The following is a 26,618-nucleotide window of genomic DNA, read 5'->3' on the forward strand; positions in this document are numbered from 1 at the left end:
GAATTAGACTTCAATCCCAAATTTTTCTTTTACAAAAGCTTGGAAATCGGTACAGCCACCAACGTGAGCATCATCAACAAAAATTTGCGGTACTGTTGCAACAGGTTTGCCGACACGAGGCTCTAGGTCTTGTTTTGAAATGTTTTCAGCGATCATATCAATAAATTTAAAATCAAAATCACTTAATTCATTTTTCATTTTTTCAGCTAATGCTTTTGCACGTACGCAGTATGGGCAAGATAAGCGACCATAAATTTCAACAAACATAATTCTTCCTTCTATAAAGTTAATAGGTTTAACAAGCGATCTTATTCTAACAATCTTTTGCAAATTTGAGGATAACTTTATTCACAATCATCTAAGCACTTATGTGATATACTTTCGCAAAATTTATTTAGTAGAGAAGATATTATGACTCAATTATTGAGCTTTGAGGAACTTGATTTAAGCCCTCAATTATTAAAAGCCTTAGCTAAAAAAGGTTACAGCCGACCAACGGCAATTCAGCAAGCCACTATTCCAGCAGCTTTAGAAGGGCGTGATTTGCTCGGCTCAGCCCCAACAGGTACAGGTAAAACGGCAGCATTTTTACTGCCGGCTATTCAACATTTATTAGATTATCCACGCCGTAAGCCCGGTGCACCTCGCATTTTAGTGCTCACACCAACCCGAGAATTAGCAATGCAAGTGGCAGAGCAAGCTCAAGAGCTAGCAACATTTACCAAGCTAAGCATTGCAACTATTACTGGCGGTGTGGCTTACCAAAATCACGGCGAAGTATTTAATAGCAATCAGGATATTGTGGTCGCGACCCCAGGTCGTTTAATGCAGTATATCAAAGAAGAGAATTTTGATTGTCGTGCAGTTGAAGTGTTGATCTTTGATGAAGCCGACAGAATGTTGCAAATGGGCTTTGGGCAAGATGCTGAGAAAATTGCAGCAGAAACCCGTTGGCGTAAACATACGTGGTTATTTTCAGCGACCCTTGAGGGAGAGTTGTTAGAGGATTTTTCTAACCGTATCTTAAATGACCCTATCAAAGTGGATGCCGAACCAAGCCGTCGTGAGCGTAAAAAAATTCAACAATGGTATTATCACGCCGATAATGTGGAGCATAAAACCAAATTATTAGCACGCATTATCAGTGAATTTTCCGTTGAAAAAGCGATTGTCTTTGTTCGCCGTCGTGAAGATGTGAGGGAACTGAGTGGCACCTTGCGTAAACGTGGCTTACGTTCAACCTACCTTGAGGGAGAAATGGCTCAAACCCAACGTAATCAAGCTATTGCCCGTTTAAAAGAAGGTGTGGTTAATGTGTTGGTAGCCACTGATGTCGCCGCCCGAGGTATTGATATTGATGATGTGGATTTTGTGATTAACTACGATTTACCTTACAGTGCAGATACTTACTTACACCGTATTGGGCGTACCGCTCGTGCAGGCAAGAAAGGCTCGGCTATTTCATTAGTCGAGGCACACGATTATAAATTATTAGGAAAAATTAAACGCTATACGGAAGAAGCGTTAAAGCCTCGAGTTGTAGAAGGATTAGAACCTCGTACCAAAGCCCCTAAAGATGGCGAATTAAATACGACCACGAAAAAAGAAAAAGCCCGTATTAAAAAGAAAAAAGAAGTGAAAAAAGAGGCAGCTAAACAAAAAGTGAAAGCTCGCCATAAAGACACTAAGAATATCGGCAAACGTCGTAAGCCAACAAATGAAGCAAAAGTAGCGAAATAATCTTAATAGATACAAGCGGTTATTTTTTGAATGTTTTTGCAAACAGACTTTAAATAACCGCTTTATTTATGCTCTATCTCACTGCCATTTGAAATAAAATTACTTCCGCTTGACAGCTAAAGGTTATCCACATTTTCATTAGGAACCCCTCTTCAATTTGGCTAATTTCACTTGTTATTTCGCAAGGTTCAGTTTCAACTGATTTTGCTTTTTGTGTAAAAAATTCGACCGCTTGTTGAGCTTGTTCTTCACTATCATACACGGCTTCAAAGGCAATTTGACGCTCAGCGTTATCTAGCATTGAATCGCCTTTTAATTTACACATATTATGTGCCTCTGCCGCTTTTTGTTGCATTGTTTTGCTCATTGCTACACCTTATCTGTAATTTGTTTTAACCAAGTGTAAGATTGATGTTGTTTTTGCTCATCAAAAATATAGCTTACCGCCATAATTTCATCAATTTCTATCCGCTCTTTTAATACCTTTAATTGCTGTTCAACGCTTGCTTGGCTACCGATTAATGAGCAAGCTGTCATTTGCTTAACTACTGCTTTTTCTTGGTTGTACAACGCATTTTGTTGGAAAGCAACGGGGCCGAAATGAGGCACAATTTCTGCTTTCACAAAGTTTTCCCATACTGCATCATCATTTTCAACCGGCGGTTGTAAATTTTGTTGTGCATTAGTTACCACATTTAAGAAAAATTGTGTTTGGGTTGTCGCAAGCTTTTCTGCTTCTTGATCGGTTTCCGCTACAATCGCATTTACTCCTAAAATTACATAAGGTTTATCTAAAACCGCTGAAGGTTTAAAGTTTGCACGGTAAATAGCAACGGCATCATCCATAAAGCGTGGAGCGAAGTGTGAAGCGAATGCGTAAGGTAATCCTCGTTCTGCCGCTAAATAAGCACTTTCTGGGCTAGATCCTAAAATATAGAATGGAACATCTAATCCCTGAGCCGGGTAAGCTGAAACAGGGTTTGTACCTTCAAAATAACCACGTAATTCAGTAATTTCATCAGGGAAAGGCAAGCTTTGGGCATTACGGCGTAAAGCAGTTGCAGTACGCATATCTGTTCCCGGTGCTCTGCCTAAACCTAGTTCCACTCGGTTTGGGTAAAGAGTTTCTAGTGTGCCGTACTGTTCCGCCACAATATAAGGGCTATGGTTTGGCAACATTACCCCACCAGAGCCAACCCTTAAGGTTTCAGTATTGGCTAATGTGTGTTGAATAAGAAGCTGTGTTGCCGAGCTGGCAAGGTTTCGCATATTGTGATGTTCTGCAATCCAATAACGCTCAATGCCGATTTGTTCAGCGTGTTTTGCTAATTTCAGCATAGAATCGACCGCTTGTTTTGTGGTTTGCCCCTCACGAATAGGGACAAGATTTAGAATAGATAATTTGGTCATAGTATGTTCCTGAAAAATGATATCTTAAGAATTAAGAAATAGATAAAAAATGCTGAATTGGATTTACCTATTCAGCATCTATATAAAGTAGAGTGATGTTTATTTTTTACTCAAGAATATAACGGCATCAACATAACGTTTGATGAAATCGTTAGTAGAGTTTGAATCTGAAAAGCCTTCCGTATTAATTTGATATTGACCATTTACAAAGAAGGCTGGCACACCACGAATTTGGAAATCATCGGCTAGCTGTACTTGCTTGTTATATAAGCCATTCACTGCAAAGCTGTTAATGCCATTGTCAAATTGTTCAGCAGTAATACCATTTGCTAAAAATACCGCACGAATATCGTCCATTGATTTAAACGCATCTTTTTGAGCACCTTCAAATAAAGCGGTTTTTACTTTATCTTCTGCACCTAAGGCCATAGCTAATGCCCAAGCACGTGTTAAATTGTCAGACTGGCGACCTAAGAAATTAACGTGATATTGTACTAATTTAGAATCATCTGGTAATTGCTCTTTGATTTGGCTTGGGATTTTATAAGAGAGTTCAAAATTATAGCAATGTGAACAATAAAATGAGAAAAACTCAACAACTTCTTTCTGTGCAGATGGTGCTTTACGAACTTCAATATATTCTTTGCCTTCAACAGGATCTGCTGCAAAAGCGGTTGTATTAAATGCACAAAGTGCAGAAAGTGCCACAAAAACAGTTTTTAATGAAAATTTTTTCATTGAATGATTCCTTCAAAATAAATAAGTAAGTATTAAGACAACATTAATCGTTTAAAATTCCACGAGCACGTAATAAAGCGGTTTTAAAATCATCTTCATAATCTTTTTTAATACCTGGAATTGGCTCGTGTTTATCGGCATTTCGCATTTTTAGTTGATAGATTAACACTTCATCACGTAATGCCGCGAAGTTATCAGGCTCCCCAACTTCAACAGAGAGTTGTTGTAAAATATCGATTAAATGTAAATCGGGATTCTTACGCCAATGTTCGCCTAATAATTCAAGCAGTTCTTCTAAACGTTTGCATTTCATAATTCGCCTCTTTAAAAAATATTGTTTAAAATCTTGTTGAAACTTAGGCGGAATAATATACTTTTAGCTTAGTTTTTGCAAAAAATTCAGAGTGGAGAATATGGTAGATAAGATTTCAGCGGTTATTTTAGCAGGTGGGCTAGCTCGCAGAATGGGGGGAGTGGAAAAGGGGTTGCAACTTTTTAATCAAAAGCCACTTATTTCCCATATTTTAGAAAGGCTTTCGCCACAAGTTGAGAGTATTTGGCTCAATATTAATAGAGAGTTAGAACAATACGAACAACAGTTTCCACACTTACCATACTACCAAGATAGCCTAGCTGATTTCCAAGGGCCATTAAGCGGAATGCTGACCGGTTTAGAGCAGATTGATAGTGATTATTTACTTTTTGTGCCTTGCGATACCCCGTTTCTTCCAAGCAATTTATTGCAAAAATTGCATACCGCATTGCGTATAAATGACGCCAAGATCGCTTATGTGCACGATGGTGAGCGAGCTCACCCTACTTTTGCCTTAGTGCATCATTCGGTAAAAGAGGCATTAGCAGATTATTTAGCTTCTGGCGAGCGTCGTCTCTTTTGGTTTTTCCAATCACAGAAAAGTGTAGCGGTTGATTTTTCCGAACAAAAATCGGCATTTCGCAATTTTAATACATTAGACGATTTGAATAGCTTAACCGAATTCCCCGTTAAAACGCTGGCAATTACGGGTTACAGTGGTACGGGAAAAACCACATTATTGGAAAAATTAATTCCAAAATTAACCGCTTACGGGGTGCGTGTCGGCTTGATTAAACACTCCCATCACAATGTGGATATTGATAAAAAAGGCAAAGACAGCCACCGCTTACGAGAAGCTGGGGCAAACCCAACAATGGTAGTGTGTGATGAACGCTGGGCATTGATGACAGAAACCAAACAAGCGGTCGAATTTTCGCAATTAATTACAAAATTTGACCCGCTTGCGGTTGATTTGGTTTTGGTGGAAGGCTTTAAACACGAGCAAATGCCCAAAATCCAACTTCATCGAAAAGCAATCGAAAAGCCCTTGCCAGAGCTTGATAGATGGACAATCGCCACCGCAACAGATTACCCATTAGCACGAGAAAATGTGTTAGATATTAATAATATTGAGCAGATAGCTAGTTTTATAAAAGGTTGGTTATAACCATATTTGTGGAGGGAGCTTATGAATAGCTCCCTTTATAATAGTACGTTTTAATCAATGATATGTTTGATTTCGACTTTATAAATGCCATCAATTTGGCGAATAGTTTGATATATTTTATAGGCTTGAAGATTATCTGGAATATTCGCATTAATGGTTAATTCAAGCAATTCTCGTTCTTGTTCTTTAATGTTTATTGCATTAATTTCGCTTAATAGCTCATCTTCTATACATTGCGTTACCAAAGGCAAATATTCCATATCTTTCACTTCTAAGCGAATTGTAACTCTGTGCAGTGCTTCTTGTTTATGAATGCGTAAGCGGGAACTATATTTAAGCACTAACATAATCACAATGGTGGCAAAAAAGGCATCGGCATAAAATCCTACACCTAAGGTAATACCAATACCGGCAGATGCCCAAATCATTGCGGCGGTGGTAATGCCCGAAACGGCATCACGGGTTTTATGCATAATTGCCCCAGTGCCGATAAAACCGATGCCACTAATTACTTGTGCTGCTAGTCGCATTGGATCGGTACGGATGTTTTCAGACATTGAAGCATAATATTCTGCAGCATTAATTGAAACAATAGTTAATAAGCAAGTAACCACTGTAATGATCAGGCAGGTTTTTACCCCAACAGGCTTACGTTTTTTCTCACGTTCAAGCCCAATAATACCGCCGAATAAGCAAGCAAGAGAGATTTTTAAAATAGTATCAAAGTTGATTTGCTGGTTAAGGGTGTCAGCAATCATATTCCACTCGGGCATAGTTTTCCTTAAGGTTTAATTTTCTGATAGCGTTCATCGGTAAGCGTATTTAAAAAGGCTTCCAATGCTTGAATATCATCATCTGTTAATGGTTTTGCTTTTAATTTTTCGTGAGCAATAGTCGGCTCAAATTCAGCCCTTTCCCAAGGTTTTCCTGTTTCAGGGTTTATTTTGCGTGCTGGGTTGTTGTAGCTGTCTAAAAATAACAGTACGGTTTTTAAATTTTTAAAAACACCATTGTGCATATAAGGTGCGGTTACGGCAACATTGCGTAATGTTGGGGTTTTAAATTTCCCTTTTTGCTTTTCATCTCCCTTAACATAAGGGTTTTCAAATAAGCCGAAGTCCACAAAATCAGGTTCAAATTGATTAATTTCAATAAGTTTAGGGTTACTTGGCACACCTAAATTATAGTAATGGTAGTTGGTAAATGTTTCTTCTTTATGATTAGCATTGCTTTGAAGTTGATGACAACTGCTGCAATTTGTTTGGCTTTTATCAAAAAATAATTTTCTGCCTTTTTCTTCTAATTCGCTTAATGTTGCTTTACCACTTAGGTATAAATCATACTTGGAATCAAAAGGGGCAAGCAGTTTTTTCTCGTGCTGGAAAGTGGCTATGGCATCTTCCATTGCAGCATAAACGCTCTCATAACTATTCCATACCTCTGCACCATAAAATTGGCTTAAAAAACGTTGGTACATCGGCAGACTATATAAGCGTTTGGCGACTTCTAACTTACTTGGCATTCCCATTTCATTTGGGTCTATTGGCGGCATACCTGCTTGTTCTTTTAGGTTCTTTGCTCGCCCATCCCAGAATTGCCCACCAATATACTCTTTTGTTTGTTCATCAAAATGGAAATCAGGAGAATATTTTGCATAAAGCATAGTTGGCGAATTACGTTTGCCATATTTAGTTGGATCATCGCCTTGCGATACAATCCCATTCGCAGGTGTATTGCGATCATCAATAAACGCTTTATCAGGATTATGACAGCTAGAACAATTTTGACTGCCGTGCAATGAGAGCATATTATCAAAGAAAAGAATCTGCCCGAGTAATGGTTTATCCATACCTCGAGCAGGCATTGTGCGAGGCTCTTTTTCTAAGGTAAAGCCAATATTAGATAATAAAAATAAACTTAAAAAAATAGGTAATTTTGCCATAAGAACATTCCATCATATATTGATTTTACTTTATTCTAAAATGCCCTTAAAAATAAATCTTACCTAGATAGTAGTAGTCTATTGATTGAAGTCAATTCTTAATTAATTATTGTAACGTAATCTTTTTCAACGCTTAGCACACCTTTCACGGATTTAAAGTAATTTAAGCATTGTTCTAAATTAGCCTTTTCATCGATCTTAATTGCCATACCATTCATCATACCATAGCGATAAATAATGTTTGCTTTCACATCTTTAATTGCTTGTGTTAAATGTTGATCACCTACGGTTGCATCAAAGAATATAATTAGAGTATCTTTTGAATATTCTAACTGTTTTTTACTAGCGGTTATATTTTTGTTATCTTTTGCAAACCCTTTATTAAAACTAGTTGGTTGTACACAAGCACTAATTAGAAATAAACAAAAAACGGAAATTAAAATTTTCATTGAATATATTCTGGAAATAGAAATGGAAGTTTAGCTAGTTTAGCACAAAATTATAATAATAGATTAAGGAATAGTAATGAAAAAAATTAATATTCAAGAAATGCAAAATTTATACAATGAATGGATGGATTTATTGCCTGAATTAGAAAAAGGATTGGCTCAGTGGAAAAAAGCAAACGAGCTATTAGAGCCACTTAATCAATTCTACTCTACACCTGAATGGCAGGAGCTTCATCATAGTTTTGATGAGCCTTTAGAGACTAAAGGGCATTACAGTGTATTATCAGAAGATGCGGTATGGAATGCATTAGCCGAACAGCATCAATTAGCCATCGAGTATTTAAAAGTCGTCACAAAAATTCTGGCTAAAGAGTAGAAGAAACGAAGGTTTTTGTTGCTTCTACTCTTATCAAAAGAGGTTAATTCTAGGTGTTTGATGCTTGTATATAATAAGTGGAGCCTCGAATTAACATTCTTAGCTGCATAATAACACGTTGTTTAAGTTGTTCTCTTTCTTGATTATTCATATCAAGAGCGTGAGAGCCAGCAGTAAACACTAGTGTTACAAGCCCTTCTGCCTGAATATAGGCTATTTCACGGTTACAATAATTATCTTTACCCATAATATAATCGGCTAATTCGGCAACAAAATGCTGAATCTCACGAGAGGCGGCAGTTCTAAACGCTTGAGAGGTTCCAGAACTTTCACGTAATAATAAACGGAAAACATTTGGACGGTCGGAAATTAATTCAAAGAATGTTTCAACGGATACCACTACAACACTGCCACCACTTGCAATTCGTTTACGTGCTTGACGCATTAATTGGCGTAGTAATAGACCTGACTCATCAACCATTGCTAAGCCTAGCTCGTCCATATCTTTAAAGTGGCGATAGAATGAGGTTGGAGCAACCCCCGCATCTCTGGCAACCTCTCTTAAGCTTAGATTAGAAAAACTTTTTTCAGGGCTAAGTTGATTAAATGCCGCCTCGACTAAAGCTCTACGAGTTTTTTCTTTTTGGATTGCCCGTACACTAACCCCGGTAGCCATATTTAAACCTCTGTTTTCATTATATGCATAATTGATTGTGCTAAGCGTTCATAACGAGCCCGTAACGGCGAACCTGGGCGATAAACCATACCTACCTCACGGAATGGTTTTGGATTATCGAATGGAATATAGCGAACTCCCTCGGTTGGCTTAGCAGCTAGTTTAGGAATCACTGCTAAACCAACATTAGCGGCAACCATATTACGTAATGTTTCCAGATTCGTTGCTTTGAAATGTGGATTTTCTTTTGCACCAATAGATAAGCAATAATCTAATGTGTGAGTGCGTAAACAGTGCCCACCGTCTAAGAAGAGTAATTCACGATTTTTTAGTAAATCAATATCTATTTTATCGAGTTGGGCCCATTCGTGTTGTTCTGGTACGACTAAATACATTTCTTCATTAAAGATAGGAACTTCAATGAAAGATTCGCTTTCTTTTACAAATGAAATAATACCGCAATCAAGCTGACCGGATTCAAGCTGATCTAATAATTGATTTGTTTGCAGCTCATAAATATATAGTTCTAGATCAGAAAACTCTTCTTTTAATTTAGGTACGATAATTGGAGAGATATAAGGTCCCAATGTAGGAATCACACCAACGTGAAGTGGTCCAGACATATCTTTTCCTTGGTTGCTAGCCATTTCTTTTAAGACTTTAACTTCTCGTAACACCAGTTTAGCTTGCTCAACTAAGGTTAAGCCTGCTTGAGTAAATAACACTTTACGGCTTGTTCGCTCAAGTAAAATAGTGCCTAATTCATCTTCTAATTTTCTAATTTGACCACTTAATGTTGGCTGGCTGACATTACAAGATTCAGCCGCTCGACGGAAATGTTTATGATCGGCAAGGGCTATAAGGTATTCAAGATCTCGAATATTCAAAATGATATCTCCAAATTATATTTTTTCCTATTAATTAAATAGGCTGAATTATGCCATATTTGAGAGTACAATGCGTCGCTTTTTACAATATTACTAAAAATTATAGGAGAAAATTGAATGTCTTTTAAAGATATGACAGGTCAAAAAGTACCAAATGTTACATTCCAAACTCGCCAAGGCGATATGTGGGTAGAAGTTACAACTGATGAATTATTTAATAATAAAACCGTTGTTGTATTTTCTTTACCAGGTGCATTTACTCCGACTTGTTCATCAACGCATTTACCACGTTATAACGAATTAGCGTGTGAATTTAAAGCATTAGGTGTAGATGACATTATCTGTATGTCTGTTAATGATACCTTTGTTATGAACGCTTGGAAAGCAGATCAAGAATCTGAAAATATTACTGTAATTCCAGATGGTAACGGTGAATTTACAGAAGGTATGGGTTTATTAGTTGATAAAAATGACCTAGGTTTTGGTAAGCGTTCTTGGCGTTATTCTATGCTAGTTAAAAATGGCGTGGTAGAAAAAATGTTCATTGAACCACAAGAACCAGGCGACCCATTCAAAGTATCTGATGCAGATACAATGATTAAATATTTAAAACCTGACTGGGCACCAAAAGAGTCTGTTTCAATTATTACTAAACCAGGTTGCTCATTCTGTGCAAAAGCAAAAGCTTTATTAAAAGATAAAGGTTACACTTTTGAAGAAATCGTTTTAGGCCGTGATGCAAGTACAATCTCTGTGCGTGCAATTACAGGTAAAACATCTGTACCACAAGTATTTATTGGTGGTAAACATATTGGCGGTAGCGAAGAGCTAGAAGCATATTTTGCAAAATAATTTGTAAAAATAACCGCTTGTAAAAGTTAAATAAAAACGGGGCAAAAGCCCCGTTTTTATTTTGTAGTTTATTTTAGTAAGTATTCACGTAATTTCGTAAAATCATTTGCCATTACATCAGATAACAATGGCAGTTTGTTATGTTTATCTAATGCTTCAGGGAGTGGTAATTCAATATCTAAAATACGTTCTACCGACTCTTTAAATTTTGCAGGGTGAGCGGTACATAAGAAAATACCTGTTTCACCTGCTTGTAATTGATCTTTTAATACTTGGTAAGCAATGGCACCGTGTGGCTCACATAAATAGCCTTCCGCATATTGTGCTTTTAATGCTTTTTCAGTTTCAGCATCATTTAACGCATCAGATCCTAAATCTGATAAATCCCAACCATTACGTTTAAATAACTCTTCAACACGAGGCCAGTTATTCGGGCGGCTTACGTCCATTGCATTAGATAGCGTTGCAACCGTTGCATTCGGCTCCCATTTGCCTGATTTTAAATAGCGTGGAACAGTATCATTTGCATTTGTTGAGGCAATAAAACGTTTAATTGGTAAACCTAAAGTTTTCGCAATTAAGCCTGCGGTTAAGTTACCGAAATTACCGCTAGGTACAGAAATAACCACTTCGCTACGTTTTTCTTTAGGTAATTGTGCAACTGCTTCAAAATAGTAGCAAATTTGAGCTAATAAGCGACTGATGTTAATGGAGTTTGCCGAATTTAAGCCGATTGCTTGGCGAAGTTCTGCATCATCAAAGGCTTGTTTTACTAATGCTTGGCAAGCATCAAAGTCTGCTTCGATTGCCACGGTACGAATGTTACCGCCTAATGTGCAGAATAATTTTTCTTGTAACGGGCTGATTTTACCTTTCGGGTAAAGGATCACCACATTGATATTTTCTAAGCCGTAAAATGCGTGAGCAACCGCCGCACCGGTGTCGCCAGAGGTTGCGGTTAAAATGGTAATTTTGCCGTCGCCACGTACATTCGCCAATGCTTGTGCCATAAAGCGTCCACCAAAATCTTTAAATGCTAAGGTTGGGCCGTGGAATAACTCTAAGGCATAAATATCATCATTCACTTTTGTAACAGGTGCTGGGAAAGTAAAGGCATTTTTTACCATTTCATTTAAGGTTTCTTGTGGTAATTCATCGCCGATAATTGCAGATAAGATTTTTTGGCTACGTTCAACGAGTGGTAAATCTAATAGCTCATCAATGTTTTCTAATTTAGGTAATACTTCAGGAAAAAATAGACCTTGGTTTTTGCCTAAGCCTTGACGTACGGCTTGAGCAAAATTAACTTGTTCTTCAGGATGTTTGATGTTGTATAAGTTCATTAAAGGAAGTCCTTTGTTTTTAAATAGAAAGTTTTAATTGATTTTAGCCATAACAGTCTATTAGTCAATGCAAAACAGGAAAATAAGCGGTTATTTTTTCTAAAAATAATGATAAAAAAACTTGCGTGAGCAAAGGCTCTATTTCACAATCATAGAAAATAAACTCTAAACAAGGAAACCTATGTTTTACCGCTGGTTTTTAAATCTAAAACAACCACATAATCGTTTATGGTTATCAACTATTTTATCCACACTCTTTGCGATAGGCTTTGCTTTTGCCGCTAAGCTATCCACCGTATTTTTACCCGCTGATATTTTGCCAAACATTGAATTAGATACGCTCAACAGCTTGTTAGATGTGATTGCCTCTACAATGTTTGCGGTAAGCACGTTTTCATTATCAATTATGGTTTCCGCATTTAGCTCAGCGGCTAATAGCGTAACCCCTCGTGCAACAACATTGGTGGTGGATGACAAAGCAAGTCGTCGTACAATCTCAAGTTTTATTTCAGCTTTTATTTATGCCATTATTGCGAAAACAGCACTAGGGTTGGATTTCTTTGGGCAAAACGGACAATTTGTTCTATTTGTAAGTACTATTTTAGTGTTGATATACGTCATTTTCACACTTATTCAGTGGATTTATGTGCTATCTAAACTTGGGCGATTAGGCAATACATTAGATAAAATTTACTTTGCAACAGAAAACACATTAAAGATTTATCGACAAGATCCACAAATGGGTGCGTGTTGGCAAGGTGTTGTAGGTATGCAAGCACAATCAATACAAGCCAATAGTGTCGGCTATCTTACGCATATTCATATGGAGAAATTGCAAGAAATTGCAGAAAAATTACAAACTTATATTCATATTGAAGTACGCCCTGGGCAATTAATTTTACCTGATACTATTTTGGCTAAAGTGGATGTGTCCAACGAGATAGATGCGATTACCCGTTGTTTTGTTATTGATAAAGATCGTTCATTTGATCAAGACCCAGAATGGGGTTTTATTGTTTTAAGTGAAGTTGCTCAACGAGCGTTATCTCCTGCGGTGAATGACCCAGGCACCGCCATTAATGTGATGGCAACAATGATGAAATTATTAATTATGCCGACACCTAAAAAGCAAAAAGATAAGAAATTTGACCGTTTATCTATTATTTCATTTGATCTTAGTGGCGTAATAAAAGATGGTTTTTCGCCTATTGCACGAGACGGTGGAGCAATTTTAGAGGTGCAACTGATTTTGCAAAAAAGTCTTGCTGCAATTTGGCGTAATGCACCAGAAAAAGAGTTGGCGAGCATTGCAAAATTGCAAGCAGATGAGTATCTTAAAAGAGCTAAATCAACATTAATGTTTGAACAAGATAAAGAAACGCTCATTAAAAAATCAGCAATGTGGTTTAGCCAATAGTCTATTGCATTAGCCAAATATTTAATCAAAGGAGCCAAAAATGAAAACGACAGTTCGTTTAATTACAAAACAAAAGCAGATAGCTTTAGTGGCACACGATAGTTGTAAGAAAGATTTAATTCGTTGGACTAAGGCTCATAAAGAGCTACTTTCGTCTCATCAACTTTATGCAACTGGCACAACAGGGCATTTGCTCAGCCGAGAAACTGGGCTTGCAATAACTTCATTATTAAGCGGGCCTATGGGGGGAGACCAACAATTAGGTGGGCTGATTGCAGAGAAAAAAATCGATATGTTGATTTTCTTTTGGGATCCGATGAATGCCGCCCCGCACGACCCTGATGTTAAAGCCTTAATGCGAATTGCAACAGTCTGGAATATTCCTGTTGCGATTAACGAAACTTCGGCAAACTTTTTATTAAATGCAGAATTATTTAACCAAGAAGTAAATGTAAGCGTGCCAGATTACGATGGTTATTTAGCGGAGCGTTTAGGGTAGTTATAGAACGTTTTTTACTACATAGCAAGCGGTCAAAATTTCAAGATTTTTTGCAAATTCTAGATTATTTATAACTGCTTGTAGAAAATAAAATGAACAAACTTTTTAAAAAATTTGAAGCTAGTTGGCTTTCTGAAAATGTGATTAAAGCCTTACCGATGTTTATTTCGCTAAATATTGCGGCAGTAATTATTTGGCAATTAGACATTTCAGGTTTTGCGATGCCACTAATGTTGGGGATTATTGCAGGCGGGTTAGTTGATTTAGATAATAGTCTTATAGGTCGAATAAAAAACCTTATTATTAGTCTTGTTGCTTTTTCGCTGTCTTCCTTAGGGGCAACTCTTTCTTTACATTTAGGTTGGTTATTTATACCGCTCTCGGTTATTTGTACTTTCTTACTAGTAATGCTTGGGGCGGTTGGGCAGCGGTATAGCACTATTGCCTTCGGTACCCTTATTGTTGCGGTTTATAACAGTTTAACCTATAGCCCAGATCTTGTTTGGTATAACAACGTCGTAATGATTTTAGCCGGTACGTTTTTATATGGTCTAGTGGGTATTGTTATTTATCTGATTTTTCCTAACCGAACCGTACAAGAAAATTTAGCGGCAGCTTATCTTGCGTTAAGCCAATATTTATTGGCGAAATCAGCCTATTTTGACCCAGACGATGATGATTTAACGGCTAAACAACTTGCCCTTGCTAAAGCGAACAGTCAGGTGATGCAAGCCTTTGATAAAGTGAGAGTTTCTTTATTTTATCGTTTAAGAAGACAGCATCGCCAACTACGTACCCAGAGAATGCTACGTTATTATTTTACGGCTCAAGATATTTTAGAACGAGCCAGTTCCAGCCATTATCAATATCACGAATTATTTCAAGAACTTAGTAATAGCGATCTGATGTTTCGCTTTCAGCGTGTATTGGAATTACAAGCGGTGGCTTGTCAGAAAATTGCAGTATCACTACGCCATAGAGAAGTTTATGATCATAGTGGGCGAGGTGAAAAAGCATTACAAGGTTTATTAAATTCGTTGAATTATCATCAGGAACGAGGTTTACAACACGCTTATCGTTGGATTTCGATTGCAGATAATTTAGGCAATATCGAACGCCAACTTGCACAAATTGAACAAGGAAAAGGTAATTCTGAACACATTGAGCCGTTAAGTAAAAATTTCACAAAATCGAACCGCTTGATAGCAGAAAATATTACAGGGCTTGGAAATATTGTGCAGGTAATTAAAGGGCATTTGACCTTCGAATCACAGCTCTTTCGCCACGCAGTTCGGCTTTCTTTAGTGGTGTTGTTATGTAGCTTGATTGTTCCTCTTTTAGGCTTTGATAATAAAGGCTACTGGATTTTGCTAACAGCGGTTTTTGTTTGTCAACCCAATTATACGGCAACCAAAACTCGCTTAATTCATCGTGTAATAGGAACTATTTTTGGTGTACTGGTAGGTGGTTCACTTCAGTTATTTAATTTTGCCTCAAGCCTTGAAGCTCAACTAGGTTTAATTGTTCTAACAGGATCGCTTTATACTTTCTTCCGCTTGATTCATTATGGGTTTTCAACGTTTTACATTACGCTATTTGTTCTTGTAAGCCTTGATATTGCAGGCATTAATGTGCAGGCAGGGGTAATGATGAGAATTGTTGATACATTAATCGGCACGGCGATAGCTTGGTTGGCAGTTTCGTTTTTATGGCCAGATTGGAAATATTTGAACCTACATAGTAATTTGTATAATAGCCTAAAAGCAAGCAGTAGCTATTTACGGCATATTATTGCACAGCTTCAATTTGGGTATAATGAGCAATTACCTTATCGAATTGCTCGCCGAGATGTACATAATCACTTATCTGCATTAAGTAATACAATTACCAATATGTATAGTGAGCCTCAAAAATATGCGAAGTATTTAGAATTTGCCCCTAAATTGCTCGGAATGAGTTACACCTTGCTAGGTTATATTTCCACACTGGGAGCTTATCGCATTGCTAGCAGGGAAATAAACCAACAAGTTGATTTTTCGGTTGTCTTTTTTTCTCACGGGCGAGAAGTGGCGAACATTATTACAAAAATTGCTGATGATAGTCGTTCATTTGCAAAATTATCGTCAAAATTGACCGCTATTGATCAAGACCTAGCATTATTTGCCAAAGATCATCAACAAAAACAAGATGAACTGGCCTTAGTGCTAATTCAGCAACTTCGCTTGATTACACAGCTTCTACCTCAGCTACAAAGTTTGTTGAAAACAGAAAAGTTATCTGAGGTAGAATAATTGACTAAGGTTAATATCGTATTTAAGCGGTATTAACCTTATTTTTGGCTTGATGATCGTAATGAATTCGCCATAACATTCGGGCATCTAAGTTAGCAGAGGCAAACATTGTTAAGAACACTGAGGCACCGAAATAAAAGGCAGCTTCGCCAACAGAGAAACTTAAAATTTGCCCTCTTTCAAGCAGTGACATCATCAACGATAAAACGAATAAATCGAGCATTGACCAACGCCCAACAAAATGCACATAGTGCAGTAATTTCATTTGGCGATGAATAGGATGTTGCCACTTATAGTGAATTGCTAGTAATAAATAAAGAATAATACTAATTTTACTGACTGGCACGGCGATACTTGCAATAAATACGATTGCAGCAACAGTGTAGCTTCCCATCTCAACAAATAAGATAACACCAGAAATAAGTGAGTCTGCTGAAACATTTCCTGCTAACTCTGTTGTTGAAATCGGAAAAATATTTGCGGGAATAATCATAATAGTCCCCGCAATTAAACAAGCCCAGACACGTTGTAATTTCACATTATCTGAAATCGATAAATTACTTTCACAACGAGGGCAACGCTCTCTGCCTTTAAGATCTAGAATCCTCTCATCAAAACAATATTCACAAGTTGGGCAAAGTGTTGGTTTGCTCGGGTGATCAAAAGGCAGGGAATGGTATTCTGGATAGAAATTTTCCCAGGTTTGTTTAGGCTCAACTTTAATAAAGAGCAAAGTATTCAAAATTGCAACAATGACAAAAGCAATTAAATGTATGCCAAAGGATAAATCTGCGTAATCCCGAATTTTAAAAGCGGCAACTGCAAGGGCAACCAAGTACACATCAAGCATTACCCACTCTTTAATTTTTGTCAGGAAAATTAACGTGTAACGAGGACGTTGGCGAATAAGACGTTGTAGCCGTATTGTCAATATTAACAATACAAACGAAAGTGGCATAATAACCGCACAAACTAACACCATAAATGCAGTATAAGGGTAGCCTTCTGTTGCCATTTTCCAAATACCGTCCCAAACAGTGGCATTAATTTTTACACCAAGTAAATCAATGCTTAGTAACGGGAATTTTAGGGCAAAAGGAAGCAGAATTAGAATCGCCAACGCAAGAAAGGTGCAGCGGTTTAAATTCCAACTATTGCTTTTTCTTAAGGTATTGTTGCACGTAGGGCAGGTGGCATCACCACTAGGTACTAGAGGTACCCGTACTTCTTGCCCACATTCACGACAGGTTTGTAAAATTATTTTTTTTATCTTCATCTTTCATCTTCTATAGTATTAAGTCGCTATTTTCTACTTTATGCCAAAGATTGCAAGCGGTTAAATTTTTTAAATAATTTGTAACATAGAATATGTTGCGATTTTTGCAATATTAAATAATAATATTTTCAATTTACGCAATGATGTGGTTGTGTATAATGCATTTTAAATATAACAATATGCAAACAAAACCTCATACAAACTCATTAACTAATCATAAGGATTAAAAAATGGCTAACTATTTCAACACATTAAATTTACGTCAAAAATTAGACCAACTAGGCCGCTGTCGTTTTATGGATCGTGATGAATTCGCTGATGGCTGCAACTTTTTAAAAGGTAAAAAAGTAGTTATCGTAGGCTGTGGTGCACAAGGTTTAAACCAAGGTTTAAATATGCGTGATTCAGGTTTAGATATTAGCTATGCGTTACGTGCAGAAGCGATTGCAGAAAAACGTGCATCATTTAAACGTGCATCGGAAAATGGTTTCATTGTAGGCACTTATGAGCAGTTAATTCCAGAAGCAGATTTAGTGATTAACTTAACACCAGACAAACAACACTCTAAAGTGGTTGCCGATGTAATGCCATTAATGAAACACGGTGCGGCATTTGGTTATTCTCACGGCTTTAACATTGTAGAAGAAGGCGAGCAAATTCGCCCAGATATTACGGTTGTAATGACTGCACCAAAATGTCCAGGTACCGAGGTGCGAGAAGAATACAAACGTGGCTTTGGTGTACCAACACTAATCGCTGTTCACCCTGAAAATGACCCGAAAGGCGAAGGCTTAGCGATTGCAAAAGCGTGGGCAAGTGCAACAGGTGGCGACCGTGCTGGTGTATTAGAATCTTCATTTGTGGCAGAAGTAAAATCTGACTTAATGGGTGAACAAACTATACTTTGCGGTATGTTACAAGCAGGTTCTATCGTATGTTACGATGCACTAGTTGCAGAAGGTAAAGACCCAGCGTATGCAGGTAAATTAATCCAATTCGGTTGGGAAACTATTACTGAAGCATTAAAACAAGGTGGTATTACCTTAATGATGGATCGTTTATCTAACAGTGCAAAATTACGTGCATTTGAACTTTCTGAGCAAATCAAAGAGAAATTAGCATTCTTATTTGAAAAACATATGGATGACATCATCAGTGGTGAATTCTCATCAACAATGATGGCAGACTGGGCAAATGGCGATGCGAACCTATTAAAATGGCGTGAAGAAACCGGTAAAACGGCTTTTGAAAATGCACCGCAAGCAGACGGCATTAAAATTTCTGAGCAAGAATACTTTGATAATGGCGTATTAATGGTTGCAATGGTAAAAGCAGGTGTGGAATTAGCATTCGATACAATGGTTTCAGCAGGTATTTATGAAGAATCTGCATACTATGAGTCTCTGCACGAATTACCATTAATTGCAAACACTATTGCACGTAAACGCTTATATGAAATGAACGTGGTTATTTCAGACACGGCAGAATACGGTAACTACTTATTCTCACATATTGCTACCCCAATTCTTGCCAAAGAAATTATGCCAACTTTAGAAAAAGGCGATTTAGGTGAACCAACTCCAACAGTTGAAGTTGATAACGTAACATTACGTGATGTAAATGATGCAATCCGTAATCACCCAATCGAGTTAATCGGTCAAGAATTACGTGGTTATATGACAGATATGAAACGCATTTCATCACAAGGCTAACAAGCGGTTCTTTTCTAACAAAATATTGCAAGGCATAGTAGCCAGATTAGTGACTACTATGCCTTTTTATTGTAAGGCTTTTAATGCTTGTTGGTATTCTTTCGATTGTTCTAATAAAATACGTGCGGCTTTGCGTAGCTTATCAACATCTTTTTCTGGTAAATAAAATGAAGTAGCAATATTTAATACATCTCGTTTTAAATCACTTTCCGGTAATTCCTTTAAACCTAAATTAACAAAATGCATTTTAATTTTTGTTTTCTGCTTATGGGCATATTCATTCCAACTATCTGTAAATTGATGATAGCGTTGCAAATTAATTTGGGTTGTTTTATCAATAGGCACATTAATAATTGTATTTACCACATCTGAAATGCCAGGGACATCGGCGGTTTTATCTATTTCACTTGAAACTTCATTTTGTGCATTAACGTTAATAACAACAATATTTTTAACATTAAGCGAGCTTATTTGCTTATACATCTCTTCAATACCAAGCAGTTCTGAAATATCCAAAACGCTTGCTAAACCTAAATTATCAGTTAAACCGCCATCAACTAAATGAATAAATGGACGCTCTTTGCTATCTTGGTAAAGCGATAACATATGGTTAGTCTCTTCTATATTTTTAGTGACTAAGCCATCAATTACTTCCTCACGTATAATAAACTCTTTTGGCATACTGAAATTGCAGTTACCACCGTTATTATTTAAAGTAAGTGGTGAAAAAATAAGTGGAACAGAACTTGATGCTGCAACAGCACGGGCAATTTCCAGATCATTTAAGTTAAGGCAAAGTCCATCAAACATTTCTTGGGTGAACGTAATTGTCTGACCTGCATTCATATCTGTGGCACTAATTACGGCAAAAGGCCCCTTACGATTTTTGACTAGATCGCCAAATTTTTTTCCCTGATAAAGCGTCAGGTTAAGTCGCTCTTGCAATAAATCGCCTCGTCCATATTGTGGGGAGCTTAAACGAGGAAGGTTTGAGAGAGAAAATACTTCGGTAATAATATCTTTTTGGAAATTTGTTTTAAGGAAACGCTCAGAAAATTTAGGAATAATACCTTTTCCTTCCAGTGCAAAGTAAGCCGCTAGCACTGAGCCACCGGATACCCCATAAACAATATCAATATTGTCTAATAACGTATCGCCCTTATCAGTGGTTTTAACTTTAGCCTTCTGAAATTGCTCTAATACACCATAACCTAATGATGCGGCTCTTGTTCCCCCGCCAGAAAACATCATTATTACAATATTCCCGTCTTTAGCACTTTCACTGATAATGTTTTTTTGTCTATATCCTTGATCTGGTGTAATTTGTTTGATTGTGCTAGTTGGTTTGTACATTACCAAGTTACAGGCTGATATAGCAATAGTGGTAGAAAGTATGATACAGCGTGTTATTTTTTTCGAAATTTGCACAGAAGCCTCACAAAATAGATAGCGTGTTAAAGTATTATAAGTATTTTTATAAAAATAGTTATAGCGAAAATATTATTTATTTTTATGAAATAATTTGTTTCATTATTACAGCTTTATTCTTGATAGTTAAAATTATAGAATGTAAGACAAATTTAAACATTCTTTAAAGGGATTCTAAAATGGCAAAACAAATTGCAGTATTAATTGGCAGTGGCAGTGCAACATCATTTAGCCACTTAGTTGTTCGTCACTTACAAAAAATGGCACCGGCTAGTATTGAGTTAAATGTTGTGAATATTGCAGACTTACCACTTTACGATCGAGATCTAGATGAAAATAGCCCTGCACAATATACACGTGTACGTGAAGCAGTAGCTGCTGCAGACGGTATACTACTTGTTACACCTGAACATAATGCTAGTATGTCGGCAATGCTAAAAAATGCGATCGATGTAGTTTCTCGCCCAATGGGAGAAAGCAAATGGATTGGTAAACCGGCAGGAATCGTAACCGTTGGAGCAAGCCCCGCTGGTGGTGTACGAGCAGCAGATCAAGTTAGAACAATTACCTCAGGTTCATTTGTTAATATGCCAACCTTACCTTTTGCATTAAATGTAGGCAATCTATTTGCTGGAGTATTTGATGAAAAGGGCGAAATTACGGTTGAGGCAGTTGCAACATCTATGCAAAACTTTATTAATGCTTATGCAAGTTTTGTGGAAAAATGCTAAGTAATTAAAAGAAAAGAACCAAACCGTTTATCTGTAAAGGATAAACGGTTTTTCAAAGTAACTGTGAGCGATAATATTTCGCATACCACGCATATTTGCCCTCCTATTTATAACTTGCAATGAGTATAACATATTGAATTATTTTTCTAAAATGCTATGATTTTGTACATCATTTGATATACAAAAGAGGTGTTTTATGGCAAATAGTGTATTAGTTAGTGCAAGAATCAGCCCGGAAATTAAGGAACAAGCTAGCGAAGTACTTGCTGGAATTGGTTTAACCGTATCAGATGTAATGCGAATGACATTATCTAAAATTGCAACGGAAAAACGATTCCAATTTGATTATCAGCCCAACTTTGAAACAATAGAGGTGCTTAGAGCGGCTAAAGAAGGAAAAGAAACATTCAATTCTGCTCAAAATATCGCAGATTTAATGGGGCAACTTAATGCGAGAGATTAAGTATAGTAATGCTTTCAAGCGAGATTATAAGAAATCTGCTACCGAAATCTTATCATCTGCGTTAATAGAGGCTCTATATTTTTTGATCAATGATAAACCGTTGCCTGAAAAATATTGCGATCACGGTTTAACAGGTGAATGGAAAGGCTTTAGGGATTGCCATATTCAACCCGATTTAGTGCTGATTTATAGAAAAATTGGGAATGATAAGTTGGAACTCCTACGCATAGGCAGTCATTCTAGTTTATTTGGTTAAAAGGCGAGCTTAATTTTCGCCTTTTAACCTTTACAAATACTCCGAAAAATCCACCTCTTTTCTTATCTCTTCAATCTCTTTTTTGCCATTAGCATAACGTTCAATATCCGATAATAAAGCAACGGCTTCCGTTAGGGTACAAGCGGTTGGAATTTCGCATTTTTTTGCAAAAAATTCAGTTAAATCGACCGCTTGTTTTTCGTTAAAGAGTGCAAATAAAAGCTGTTGTAAGTTTTGCTCTCGCACGGCTTGTGGAACGGAAAGTACGGTTAGTCTTGTTTGTTCTTGCCAATGTTTTTCTGTGATTGAAAAGCCAAGCTCGGTAAGGCCTTTACGGTATTTTTGCCAATTTTCCGCTTGGGTTTCATTAAGCGTGATGTTAAGTGGAATTAGCAACGCTTGCGATTGCCCTTTGCCGAGTTGATGGACAAATTTTAAGGTGGCTAATTTAGCTAGCGAAATTAAGTAGAAATTTTCGCCTTCTTTCAAAAGTACGGCTTGGTTTTTCACTATAGCAAGTGCCTGTGAGTGGTTGCTTGCAAGCGGTGTAATATTGCCTATTGTTTGCGAAATGGGTTCGCAAACCACTTCTGTTTGGGTTACTGTTTTTGGCTCAAAACCAGGTGTTTCCACTTTTATTGTTTCAGTTTTATTTGAGTGTAGATCTCCGCCTACCAATTCGTTATACCATTTTTGAGCCGATTTGCTGACGGTGTTTGAGCGTTCAAATTTCGGGGTAAATGAAGAAGATGAATGTGAACCCCGATTTGCATTTTTTTGCAAAAATTCGACCGCTTGTGGTTGCTCAAATAGTGGAGCATTGGCAAATACATTTTGCCCGGCGGCTTGGCGGTTGTTATCGGGCTGATAGTTTGGAGCCGGCTCATTGAGTTCATTGGTTAAGCCTAAATCGGCTTGACCTTGCTGTAAGCTATTGCTCACACCTTGTAAAATAAAGTCGTGTACCAATCTGCCTTGGTGGAAACGCACCTCGTGTTTGGCAGGGTGGACATTTACATCCACGTGGGTTGGGTCTAAATCTAAAAAGATCACAAATGCAGGGTAACTGCCCGATGGAATACTTTCGCCATAGGCTTGACGGATAGCGTGGTTGATGGTTTTATCTCGCATCATTCGCCCGTTTACATAGCTGTAACTTAAATCATTTTGCATTCGAGCCAAACGAGGCGAGCCAACCCAGCCGTGTAAATGTAAATCGCCGTGTTGCCAGTCGATATAAGTGGCGTGATCAATAAACTCATTGCCACAAATTGCTGCGACCCGTTTTTGTTGCTGTTCCACAGAGTTATCCTGCACTTTGCGATATTGGCGAACGATTTTGTCGTTATGGGTAAGGGTAAAACTAATGCTTGGTTTTGCCAACGCAATACGGCGAACTACTTCATCAATATGAGCAAATTCGGTTTTGTTGGTACGCAAAAACTTACGGCGAGCCGGGGTGTTGAAAAACAGGTTCGCCACTTCAATCGTGGTGCCGATAGGGTGAGAGGCCGGCTGAATTTCCACTTCCATTTCTCGCCCTTGAGCATAAGCCTGCCACGCTTCATTTTGTTCTGCGGTGCGAGATGTGAGCGTTAAGCGTGAAACAGAGCTGATACTCGCCAATGCCTCGCCCCTAAATCCAAGGCTTAAAATAGATTCTAAATCTTCAAGGGTGCTGATTTTACTGGTAGCGTGGCGGGCAAGAGCAAGAGCCAAATCCTGCTTGGCAATGCCACAACCGTTATCCCGAATACGAATAAGCTGTGAGCCACCTTTTTCAATATCAATCTGAATATTATTCGCCCCCGCATCAAGGCTATTTTCAATTAACTCTTTTACTACCGAAGCAGGACGTTCCACCACCTCGCCGGCAGCGATTTGGTTAGCAAGTTGAGGAGGGAGGATATTGATTAAGTGTTTTTGGGATTGATTAGTCATTTTTATTCTATGCCAAAAAGAAATAAGTGCTTATTAGTATTGCCGAGCACGGCAAGCCGTACTCGGTTAAGCATAATTCAGCCCCTTTGGGACTGGATTTTCATATTTCCCCATTTTATCTAATTTTCTTCCCTTTTGCATATTTCTTCACATAAAAGAAAATGGTAGATTATCGTTACTTTAATCAAAATGAGAATAAATTTATGCAAATGATCGCTCTTGCCAAACAAGCCAAAGCTGCGAGTTTTGAGTTAGCCCAATTTGGTACACGTCAGAAAAATCAAGCCTTATTAACCATTGCCGATAGCCTTGAGCAACGTGTAGAAGAAATTTTACAAGCCAATGCTAAAGATATTGAATTTGCGAAATCACAAGGGATTTCAGAGGCGATTATCGACCGTTTATTATTAACAACAACACGCTTAAATGGTATTGCTAATGATGTGCGAAATGTTGCAAAACTAGCTGATCCGGTCGGGCAAGTGATTGATGGTGGTGTGTTAAATAGCGGTTTGAAAATTGAACGCCAACGAGTGCCATTAGGGGTAATTTTAACGATTTATGAAGCTCGCCCTAATGTAACTATTGATGTTGCCTCCCTTTGTTTAAAAACTGGGAATGCGGTTATTTTGCGTGGTGGAAAAGAGACTAAATTTACCAATGCGGTGTTGGTTGATGTGGTACAAGATGCATTAGAAAAAGCAGGTTTACCAAAATTAGCAGTGCAGGCGGTAACAGATCCGGATCGTGCATTGTTGTTAGAACTACTCAAATTAGATCGCTATATAGATATGGTAATCCCTCGTGGAGGGGCAGGCTTGCATCAGTTCTGTAAGGAAAATTCGACTATTCCTGTGATTGTCGGCGGTATTGGAGTCTGCCATTTATTTGTGGAAAAAACGGCAGATCAAGAAAAATCGTTAGAGGTGATCGCCAATGCGAAAACGCAACGTCCAAGCACTTGTAATACCCTTGAAACCTTGCTTGTGGATAAAGCGATAGCGGTCGAATTTTTACCAAAACTTGCAAATAAAATGAAAGCGTTAGGGGTAACGATTCATAGTGATGATTTGCAAAAAACAGACGGAATCGAACCGCTTGATCAGGCAATGTTAAGCCAAGAGTGGCTTTCTCTTGATTTAAGTGTGGTGGTGGTTGAGGGCTTAAGCCAAGCGGTTGAACATATCCGCACCTATGGCTCACAACATTCGGAAGGGATCTTAACCTCCGACTACAAACTGGCTCGCCAATTTGTTCAGCAAGTGGATGCAGTGGCAGTTTACATTAACTCCAGCACACGTTTTACCGATGGTGGCGAATTCGGTTTAGGGGCAGAAGTAGCGGTTAGTACGCAAAAATTACACGCACGTGGCCCAATGGGACTTGAAGCATTAACTACCTATAAATGGGTGTGTGAAAGTGATTATTTGGTAAGAGGATAAAATGTTAAAGAAGTTTTGGGGATTTATTAAATTATTTGGTCAGCGTTACAACGAAAATAAAATTGCAATTTCAGCGGGTTATTTAACTTATAGTACGATGTTAGCGATCGTACCATTGATTATGGTGCTGTTTTCTGTGTTTACTTTTTTTCCTATTTTTGATGAGGCAACCGAACAGCTAAAAGCCTTTATTTATGGAAACTTTGCACCGAATGCAGGGGATATGGTTTCGCATTATATTGAGCTATTTGTCAGTAACTCTAAAAGAATGGGGTTGATCAGTATTATCGGTTTATTTGTTGTGGCAATTATGCTGATTAAAAGTATTGATGAAACGCTAAATACAATTTGGCATAACAGTCGCAAGCGGTCGGTTTTTATCTCTTTTTTACTTTATTTCTCGATTTTATTATTTGGACCGATTCTTGCCGGAGCAAGCATTGCGATTAGCACCTATGTAATGTCGTTGGCAATTTTTAATGAAAATGGCATCTTGCCAGTAAGTCAGCACTTACTTGAATTTATGCCATTTTTCTTAATTTGGTTGCTGTTTTCATTGGTGTATAAATTTGTGCCGAATACCTTTGTGAAGTTTCAGCACGCAGCAATCGGTGCATTGTTAGCGGCTATTTTCTTTACCTTAGGAAAACAAGCCTTTATTTGGTATATCACGACTTTCCCTTCTTACCAAGCGATTTACGGAGCATTAGCAGTATTACCAATAATGATTGTGTGGATTCACTTGAGTTGGCAGGTTGTATTACTAGGCGGGCAATTTGCTGCGGTGTTAAAAGAAGTTGAAATGAATAAGGAGAAGATGTGATAGGGTTAATCCAACGAGTAAAATGGGCAAAGGTTGAAGTTGCAAACCAAATAGTTGGCGAGATAGAGCAAGGGCTACTTGTCTTACTCGGAGTTGAAAAAGAAGATGATGAAGCAAAGGCAGATAAACTGCTAGAAAAAGTGCTTAACTACCGTGTTTTTTCTGATGAAGAAGGAAAAATGAACTTAAATGTGCAACAAGCCGGTGGCAGTTTACTCGTTGTTTCGCAATTTACCTTAGCGGCCGATACCAACAAAGGCTTACGCCCAAGTTTTTCAAAAGGGGCTAGTCCTGCAGAGGCGGAACGGTTGTATGATTATTTTAGCCAGCAATCCGTACAAAAAATAAACACTCAAACAGGGCAATTTGCCGCAGATATGCAAGTTAGCTTACAAAATGATGGGCCTGTCACGTTTTGGTTGCAGGTGTAAAGAATAAAAGACAG

Annotated in this window: 28 protein-coding genes; 14 read left to right on the plus strand and 14 right to left on the minus strand. The window is 37.8% G+C overall.

Annotation, left to right across the window (positions count from 1 at the left end):
- Positions 1–3: 3 nt before the first annotated feature.
- Positions 4–267 carry a GrxA family glutaredoxin gene (locus tag PTQ27_RS02400; protein WP_273749647.1) on the minus strand — a complete coding sequence of 88 codons (264 nt, stop codon included), beginning with the start codon at positions 265–267 and terminating at the stop codon, positions 4–6.
- 144 nt (positions 268–411) lie between these two features.
- Between PTQ27_RS02400 and srmB the strand changes: the two genes are divergently transcribed.
- Positions 412–1,740: an ATP-dependent RNA helicase SrmB gene (gene srmB, locus PTQ27_RS02405; RefSeq protein WP_273749646.1), complete on the plus strand. Its 1,329-nt coding sequence runs from the start codon at positions 412–414 to the stop codon at positions 1,738–1,740.
- Positions 1,741–1,813: 73 nt separating this feature from the next.
- On the opposite strand, the gene PTQ27_RS02410 is transcribed toward srmB, so the two are convergent.
- From PTQ27_RS02410 to PTQ27_RS02425, 4 genes are all read right to left on the minus strand, one after another.
- On the minus strand, positions 1,814–2,107 hold the full coding sequence (locus PTQ27_RS02410) for a YfcZ/YiiS family protein (protein WP_273749645.1): 294 nt from the start codon (positions 2,105–2,107) through the stop codon (positions 1,814–1,816).
- Between the two features lie 2 nt (positions 2,108–2,109).
- Positions 2,110–3,150: an LLM class flavin-dependent oxidoreductase gene (locus PTQ27_RS02415; RefSeq protein WP_273749644.1), complete on the minus strand. Its 1,041-nt coding sequence runs from the start codon at positions 3,148–3,150 to the stop codon at positions 2,110–2,112.
- Positions 3,151–3,249: 99 nt separating this feature from the next.
- Positions 3,250–3,888 carry a thiol:disulfide interchange protein DsbA gene (gene dsbA / locus PTQ27_RS02420; RefSeq protein ID WP_273749643.1) on the minus strand — a complete coding sequence of 213 codons (639 nt, stop codon included), beginning with the start codon at positions 3,886–3,888 and terminating at the stop codon, positions 3,250–3,252.
- 43 nt (positions 3,889–3,931) lie between these two features.
- Entirely contained in the window at positions 3,932–4,201 is a 270-nt protein-coding gene (locus PTQ27_RS02425) for a YihD family protein (protein WP_273749642.1), read from the minus strand.
- A 100-nt stretch (positions 4,202–4,301) separates the two neighbouring features.
- Here PTQ27_RS02425 and mobA point away from each other — a divergent pair, with 100 nt between their 5' ends.
- Positions 4,302–5,369, plus strand: coding sequence for a molybdenum cofactor guanylyltransferase MobA (gene mobA / locus PTQ27_RS02430; RefSeq protein WP_273749641.1), 1,068 nt, complete (start codon positions 4,302–4,304; stop codon positions 5,367–5,369).
- Positions 5,370–5,419: 50 nt separating this feature from the next.
- On the opposite strand, the gene PTQ27_RS02435 is transcribed toward mobA, so the two are convergent.
- The 3 genes from PTQ27_RS02435 to PTQ27_RS02445 all read right to left on the minus strand — a co-directional run bounded on the left by PTQ27_RS02435 (position 5,420) and on the right by PTQ27_RS02445 (position 7,760).
- Positions 5,420–6,142 (minus strand): MgtC/SapB family protein, encoded by a 723-nt coding sequence (locus PTQ27_RS02435; RefSeq protein ID WP_434802818.1) that lies wholly within the window; start codon positions 6,140–6,142, stop codon positions 5,420–5,422.
- Positions 6,143–6,150: 8 nt separating this feature from the next.
- The gene (locus PTQ27_RS02440; RefSeq protein WP_273749640.1) at positions 6,151–7,311 is read right to left on the minus strand and encodes a cytochrome-c peroxidase; all 1,161 of its coding nucleotides are present in this window, start codon (positions 7,309–7,311) and stop codon (positions 6,151–6,153) included.
- A 98-nt stretch (positions 7,312–7,409) separates the two neighbouring features.
- Entirely contained in the window at positions 7,410–7,760 is a 351-nt protein-coding gene (locus tag PTQ27_RS02445) for a hypothetical protein (RefSeq protein ID WP_273749639.1), read from the minus strand.
- A gap of 76 nt (positions 7,761–7,836) precedes the next feature.
- On the opposite strand from PTQ27_RS02445, the gene PTQ27_RS02450 reads away from it, so the two are divergent.
- The gene (locus PTQ27_RS02450; RefSeq protein WP_273749638.1) at positions 7,837–8,136 is read left to right on the plus strand and encodes a DUF4298 domain-containing protein; all 300 of its coding nucleotides are present in this window, start codon (positions 7,837–7,839) and stop codon (positions 8,134–8,136) included.
- Positions 8,137–8,185: 49 nt separating this feature from the next.
- Here the strand turns inward: PTQ27_RS02450 and fabR are convergent, their stop codons facing one another.
- Complete coding sequence (gene fabR / locus PTQ27_RS02455; RefSeq protein ID WP_273749637.1) at positions 8,186–8,812, minus strand: HTH-type transcriptional repressor FabR; 627 nt, start codon at positions 8,810–8,812, stop codon at positions 8,186–8,188.
- 2 nt (positions 8,813–8,814) lie between these two features.
- Positions 8,815–9,699, minus strand: coding sequence for a DNA-binding transcriptional regulator OxyR (gene oxyR / locus PTQ27_RS02460; protein ID WP_273749636.1), 885 nt, complete (start codon positions 9,697–9,699; stop codon positions 8,815–8,817).
- A gap of 117 nt (positions 9,700–9,816) precedes the next feature.
- Between oxyR and PTQ27_RS02465 the strand changes: the two genes are divergently transcribed.
- Entirely contained in the window at positions 9,817–10,551 is a 735-nt protein-coding gene (locus PTQ27_RS02465) for a glutathione peroxidase (RefSeq protein ID WP_273749635.1), read from the plus strand.
- A gap of 68 nt (positions 10,552–10,619) precedes the next feature.
- Here the strand turns inward: PTQ27_RS02465 and thrC are convergent, their stop codons facing one another.
- Positions 10,620–11,894, minus strand: a complete 1,275-nt coding sequence (thrC, locus tag PTQ27_RS02470; RefSeq protein ID WP_273749634.1) for a threonine synthase — start codon at positions 11,892–11,894, stop codon at positions 10,620–10,622.
- Positions 11,895–12,075: 181 nt separating this feature from the next.
- Between thrC and PTQ27_RS02475 the strand changes: the two genes are divergently transcribed.
- The 3 genes from PTQ27_RS02475 (at position 12,076) to yccS (ending at position 16,101) form a co-directional block, all read left to right on the plus strand.
- Positions 12,076–13,311, plus strand: coding sequence for a DUF2254 domain-containing protein (locus PTQ27_RS02475; protein WP_273749633.1), 1,236 nt, complete (start codon positions 12,076–12,078; stop codon positions 13,309–13,311).
- 40 nt (positions 13,312–13,351) lie between these two features.
- The gene (mgsA, locus tag PTQ27_RS02480) at positions 13,352–13,810 is read left to right on the plus strand and encodes a methylglyoxal synthase (RefSeq protein WP_273749632.1); all 459 of its coding nucleotides are present in this window, start codon (positions 13,352–13,354) and stop codon (positions 13,808–13,810) included.
- 92 nt (positions 13,811–13,902) lie between these two features.
- Positions 13,903–16,101, plus strand: a complete 2,199-nt coding sequence (gene yccS, locus PTQ27_RS02485; protein WP_273749631.1) for a YccS family putative transporter — start codon at positions 13,903–13,905, stop codon at positions 16,099–16,101.
- Positions 16,102–16,123: 22 nt separating this feature from the next.
- On the opposite strand, the gene PTQ27_RS02490 is transcribed toward yccS, so the two are convergent.
- Positions 16,124–17,377: a paraquat-inducible protein A gene (locus tag PTQ27_RS02490; protein WP_273749630.1), complete on the minus strand. Its 1,254-nt coding sequence runs from the start codon at positions 17,375–17,377 to the stop codon at positions 16,124–16,126.
- Between the two features lie 230 nt (positions 17,378–17,607).
- On the opposite strand from PTQ27_RS02490, the gene ilvC reads away from it, so the two are divergent.
- Positions 17,608–19,089 carry a ketol-acid reductoisomerase gene (gene ilvC, locus PTQ27_RS02495; RefSeq protein ID WP_273749629.1) on the plus strand — a complete coding sequence of 494 codons (1,482 nt, stop codon included), beginning with the start codon at positions 17,608–17,610 and terminating at the stop codon, positions 19,087–19,089.
- A gap of 66 nt (positions 19,090–19,155) precedes the next feature.
- Here the strand turns inward: ilvC and PTQ27_RS02500 are convergent, their stop codons facing one another.
- On the minus strand, positions 19,156–20,442 hold the full coding sequence (locus PTQ27_RS02500) for a patatin-like phospholipase family protein (RefSeq protein ID WP_273749628.1): 1,287 nt from the start codon (positions 20,440–20,442) through the stop codon (positions 19,156–19,158).
- A 254-nt stretch (positions 20,443–20,696) separates the two neighbouring features.
- Between PTQ27_RS02500 and PTQ27_RS02505 the strand changes: the two genes are divergently transcribed.
- The 3 genes from PTQ27_RS02505 to PTQ27_RS02515 all read left to right on the plus strand — a co-directional run bounded on the left by PTQ27_RS02505 (position 20,697) and on the right by PTQ27_RS02515 (position 21,967).
- On the plus strand, positions 20,697–21,248 hold the full coding sequence (locus tag PTQ27_RS02505; RefSeq protein WP_273749627.1) for an NADPH-dependent FMN reductase: 552 nt from the start codon (positions 20,697–20,699) through the stop codon (positions 21,246–21,248).
- Between the two features lie 196 nt (positions 21,249–21,444).
- Positions 21,445–21,711, plus strand: a complete 267-nt coding sequence (locus PTQ27_RS02510) for a type II toxin-antitoxin system RelB/DinJ family antitoxin (RefSeq protein ID WP_273749626.1) — start codon at positions 21,445–21,447, stop codon at positions 21,709–21,711.
- Entirely contained in the window at positions 21,698–21,967 is a 270-nt protein-coding gene (locus tag PTQ27_RS02515; RefSeq protein WP_273749625.1) for a type II toxin-antitoxin system RelE/ParE family toxin, read from the plus strand. Before PTQ27_RS02510 ends, PTQ27_RS02515 begins: the two co-directional genes overlap by 14 nt.
- Before the next feature lie 30 nt (positions 21,968–21,997).
- Here the strand turns inward: PTQ27_RS02515 and mutL are convergent, their stop codons facing one another.
- Entirely contained in the window at positions 21,998–23,908 is a 1,911-nt protein-coding gene (gene mutL / locus PTQ27_RS02520) for a DNA mismatch repair endonuclease MutL (protein ID WP_273749624.1), read from the minus strand.
- A 203-nt stretch (positions 23,909–24,111) separates the two neighbouring features.
- Here mutL and proA point away from each other — a divergent pair, with 203 nt between their 5' ends.
- Genes proA through dtd form a run of 3 tightly spaced genes read left to right on the plus strand, consistent with a single transcriptional unit; the run spans position 24,112 to position 26,604 of the window.
- Positions 24,112–25,350, plus strand: coding sequence for a glutamate-5-semialdehyde dehydrogenase (proA, locus tag PTQ27_RS02525; protein WP_273749684.1), 1,239 nt, complete (start codon positions 24,112–24,114; stop codon positions 25,348–25,350).
- Position 25,351: 1 nt separating this feature from the next.
- Positions 25,352–26,173: a virulence factor BrkB family protein gene (locus PTQ27_RS02530; protein WP_273749623.1), complete on the plus strand. Its 822-nt coding sequence runs from the start codon at positions 25,352–25,354 to the stop codon at positions 26,171–26,173.
- Complete coding sequence (dtd, locus tag PTQ27_RS02535) at positions 26,170–26,604, plus strand: D-aminoacyl-tRNA deacylase (RefSeq protein WP_273749622.1); 435 nt, start codon at positions 26,170–26,172, stop codon at positions 26,602–26,604. The genes PTQ27_RS02530 and dtd overlap by 4 nt, the downstream gene beginning before the upstream one ends.
- Positions 26,605–26,618: the final 14 nt, after the last annotated feature.

This window comes from Mannheimia cairinae (assembly GCF_028649535.1).
GTDB lineage: Bacteria > Pseudomonadota > Gammaproteobacteria > Enterobacterales > Pasteurellaceae > Mannheimia > Mannheimia cairinae.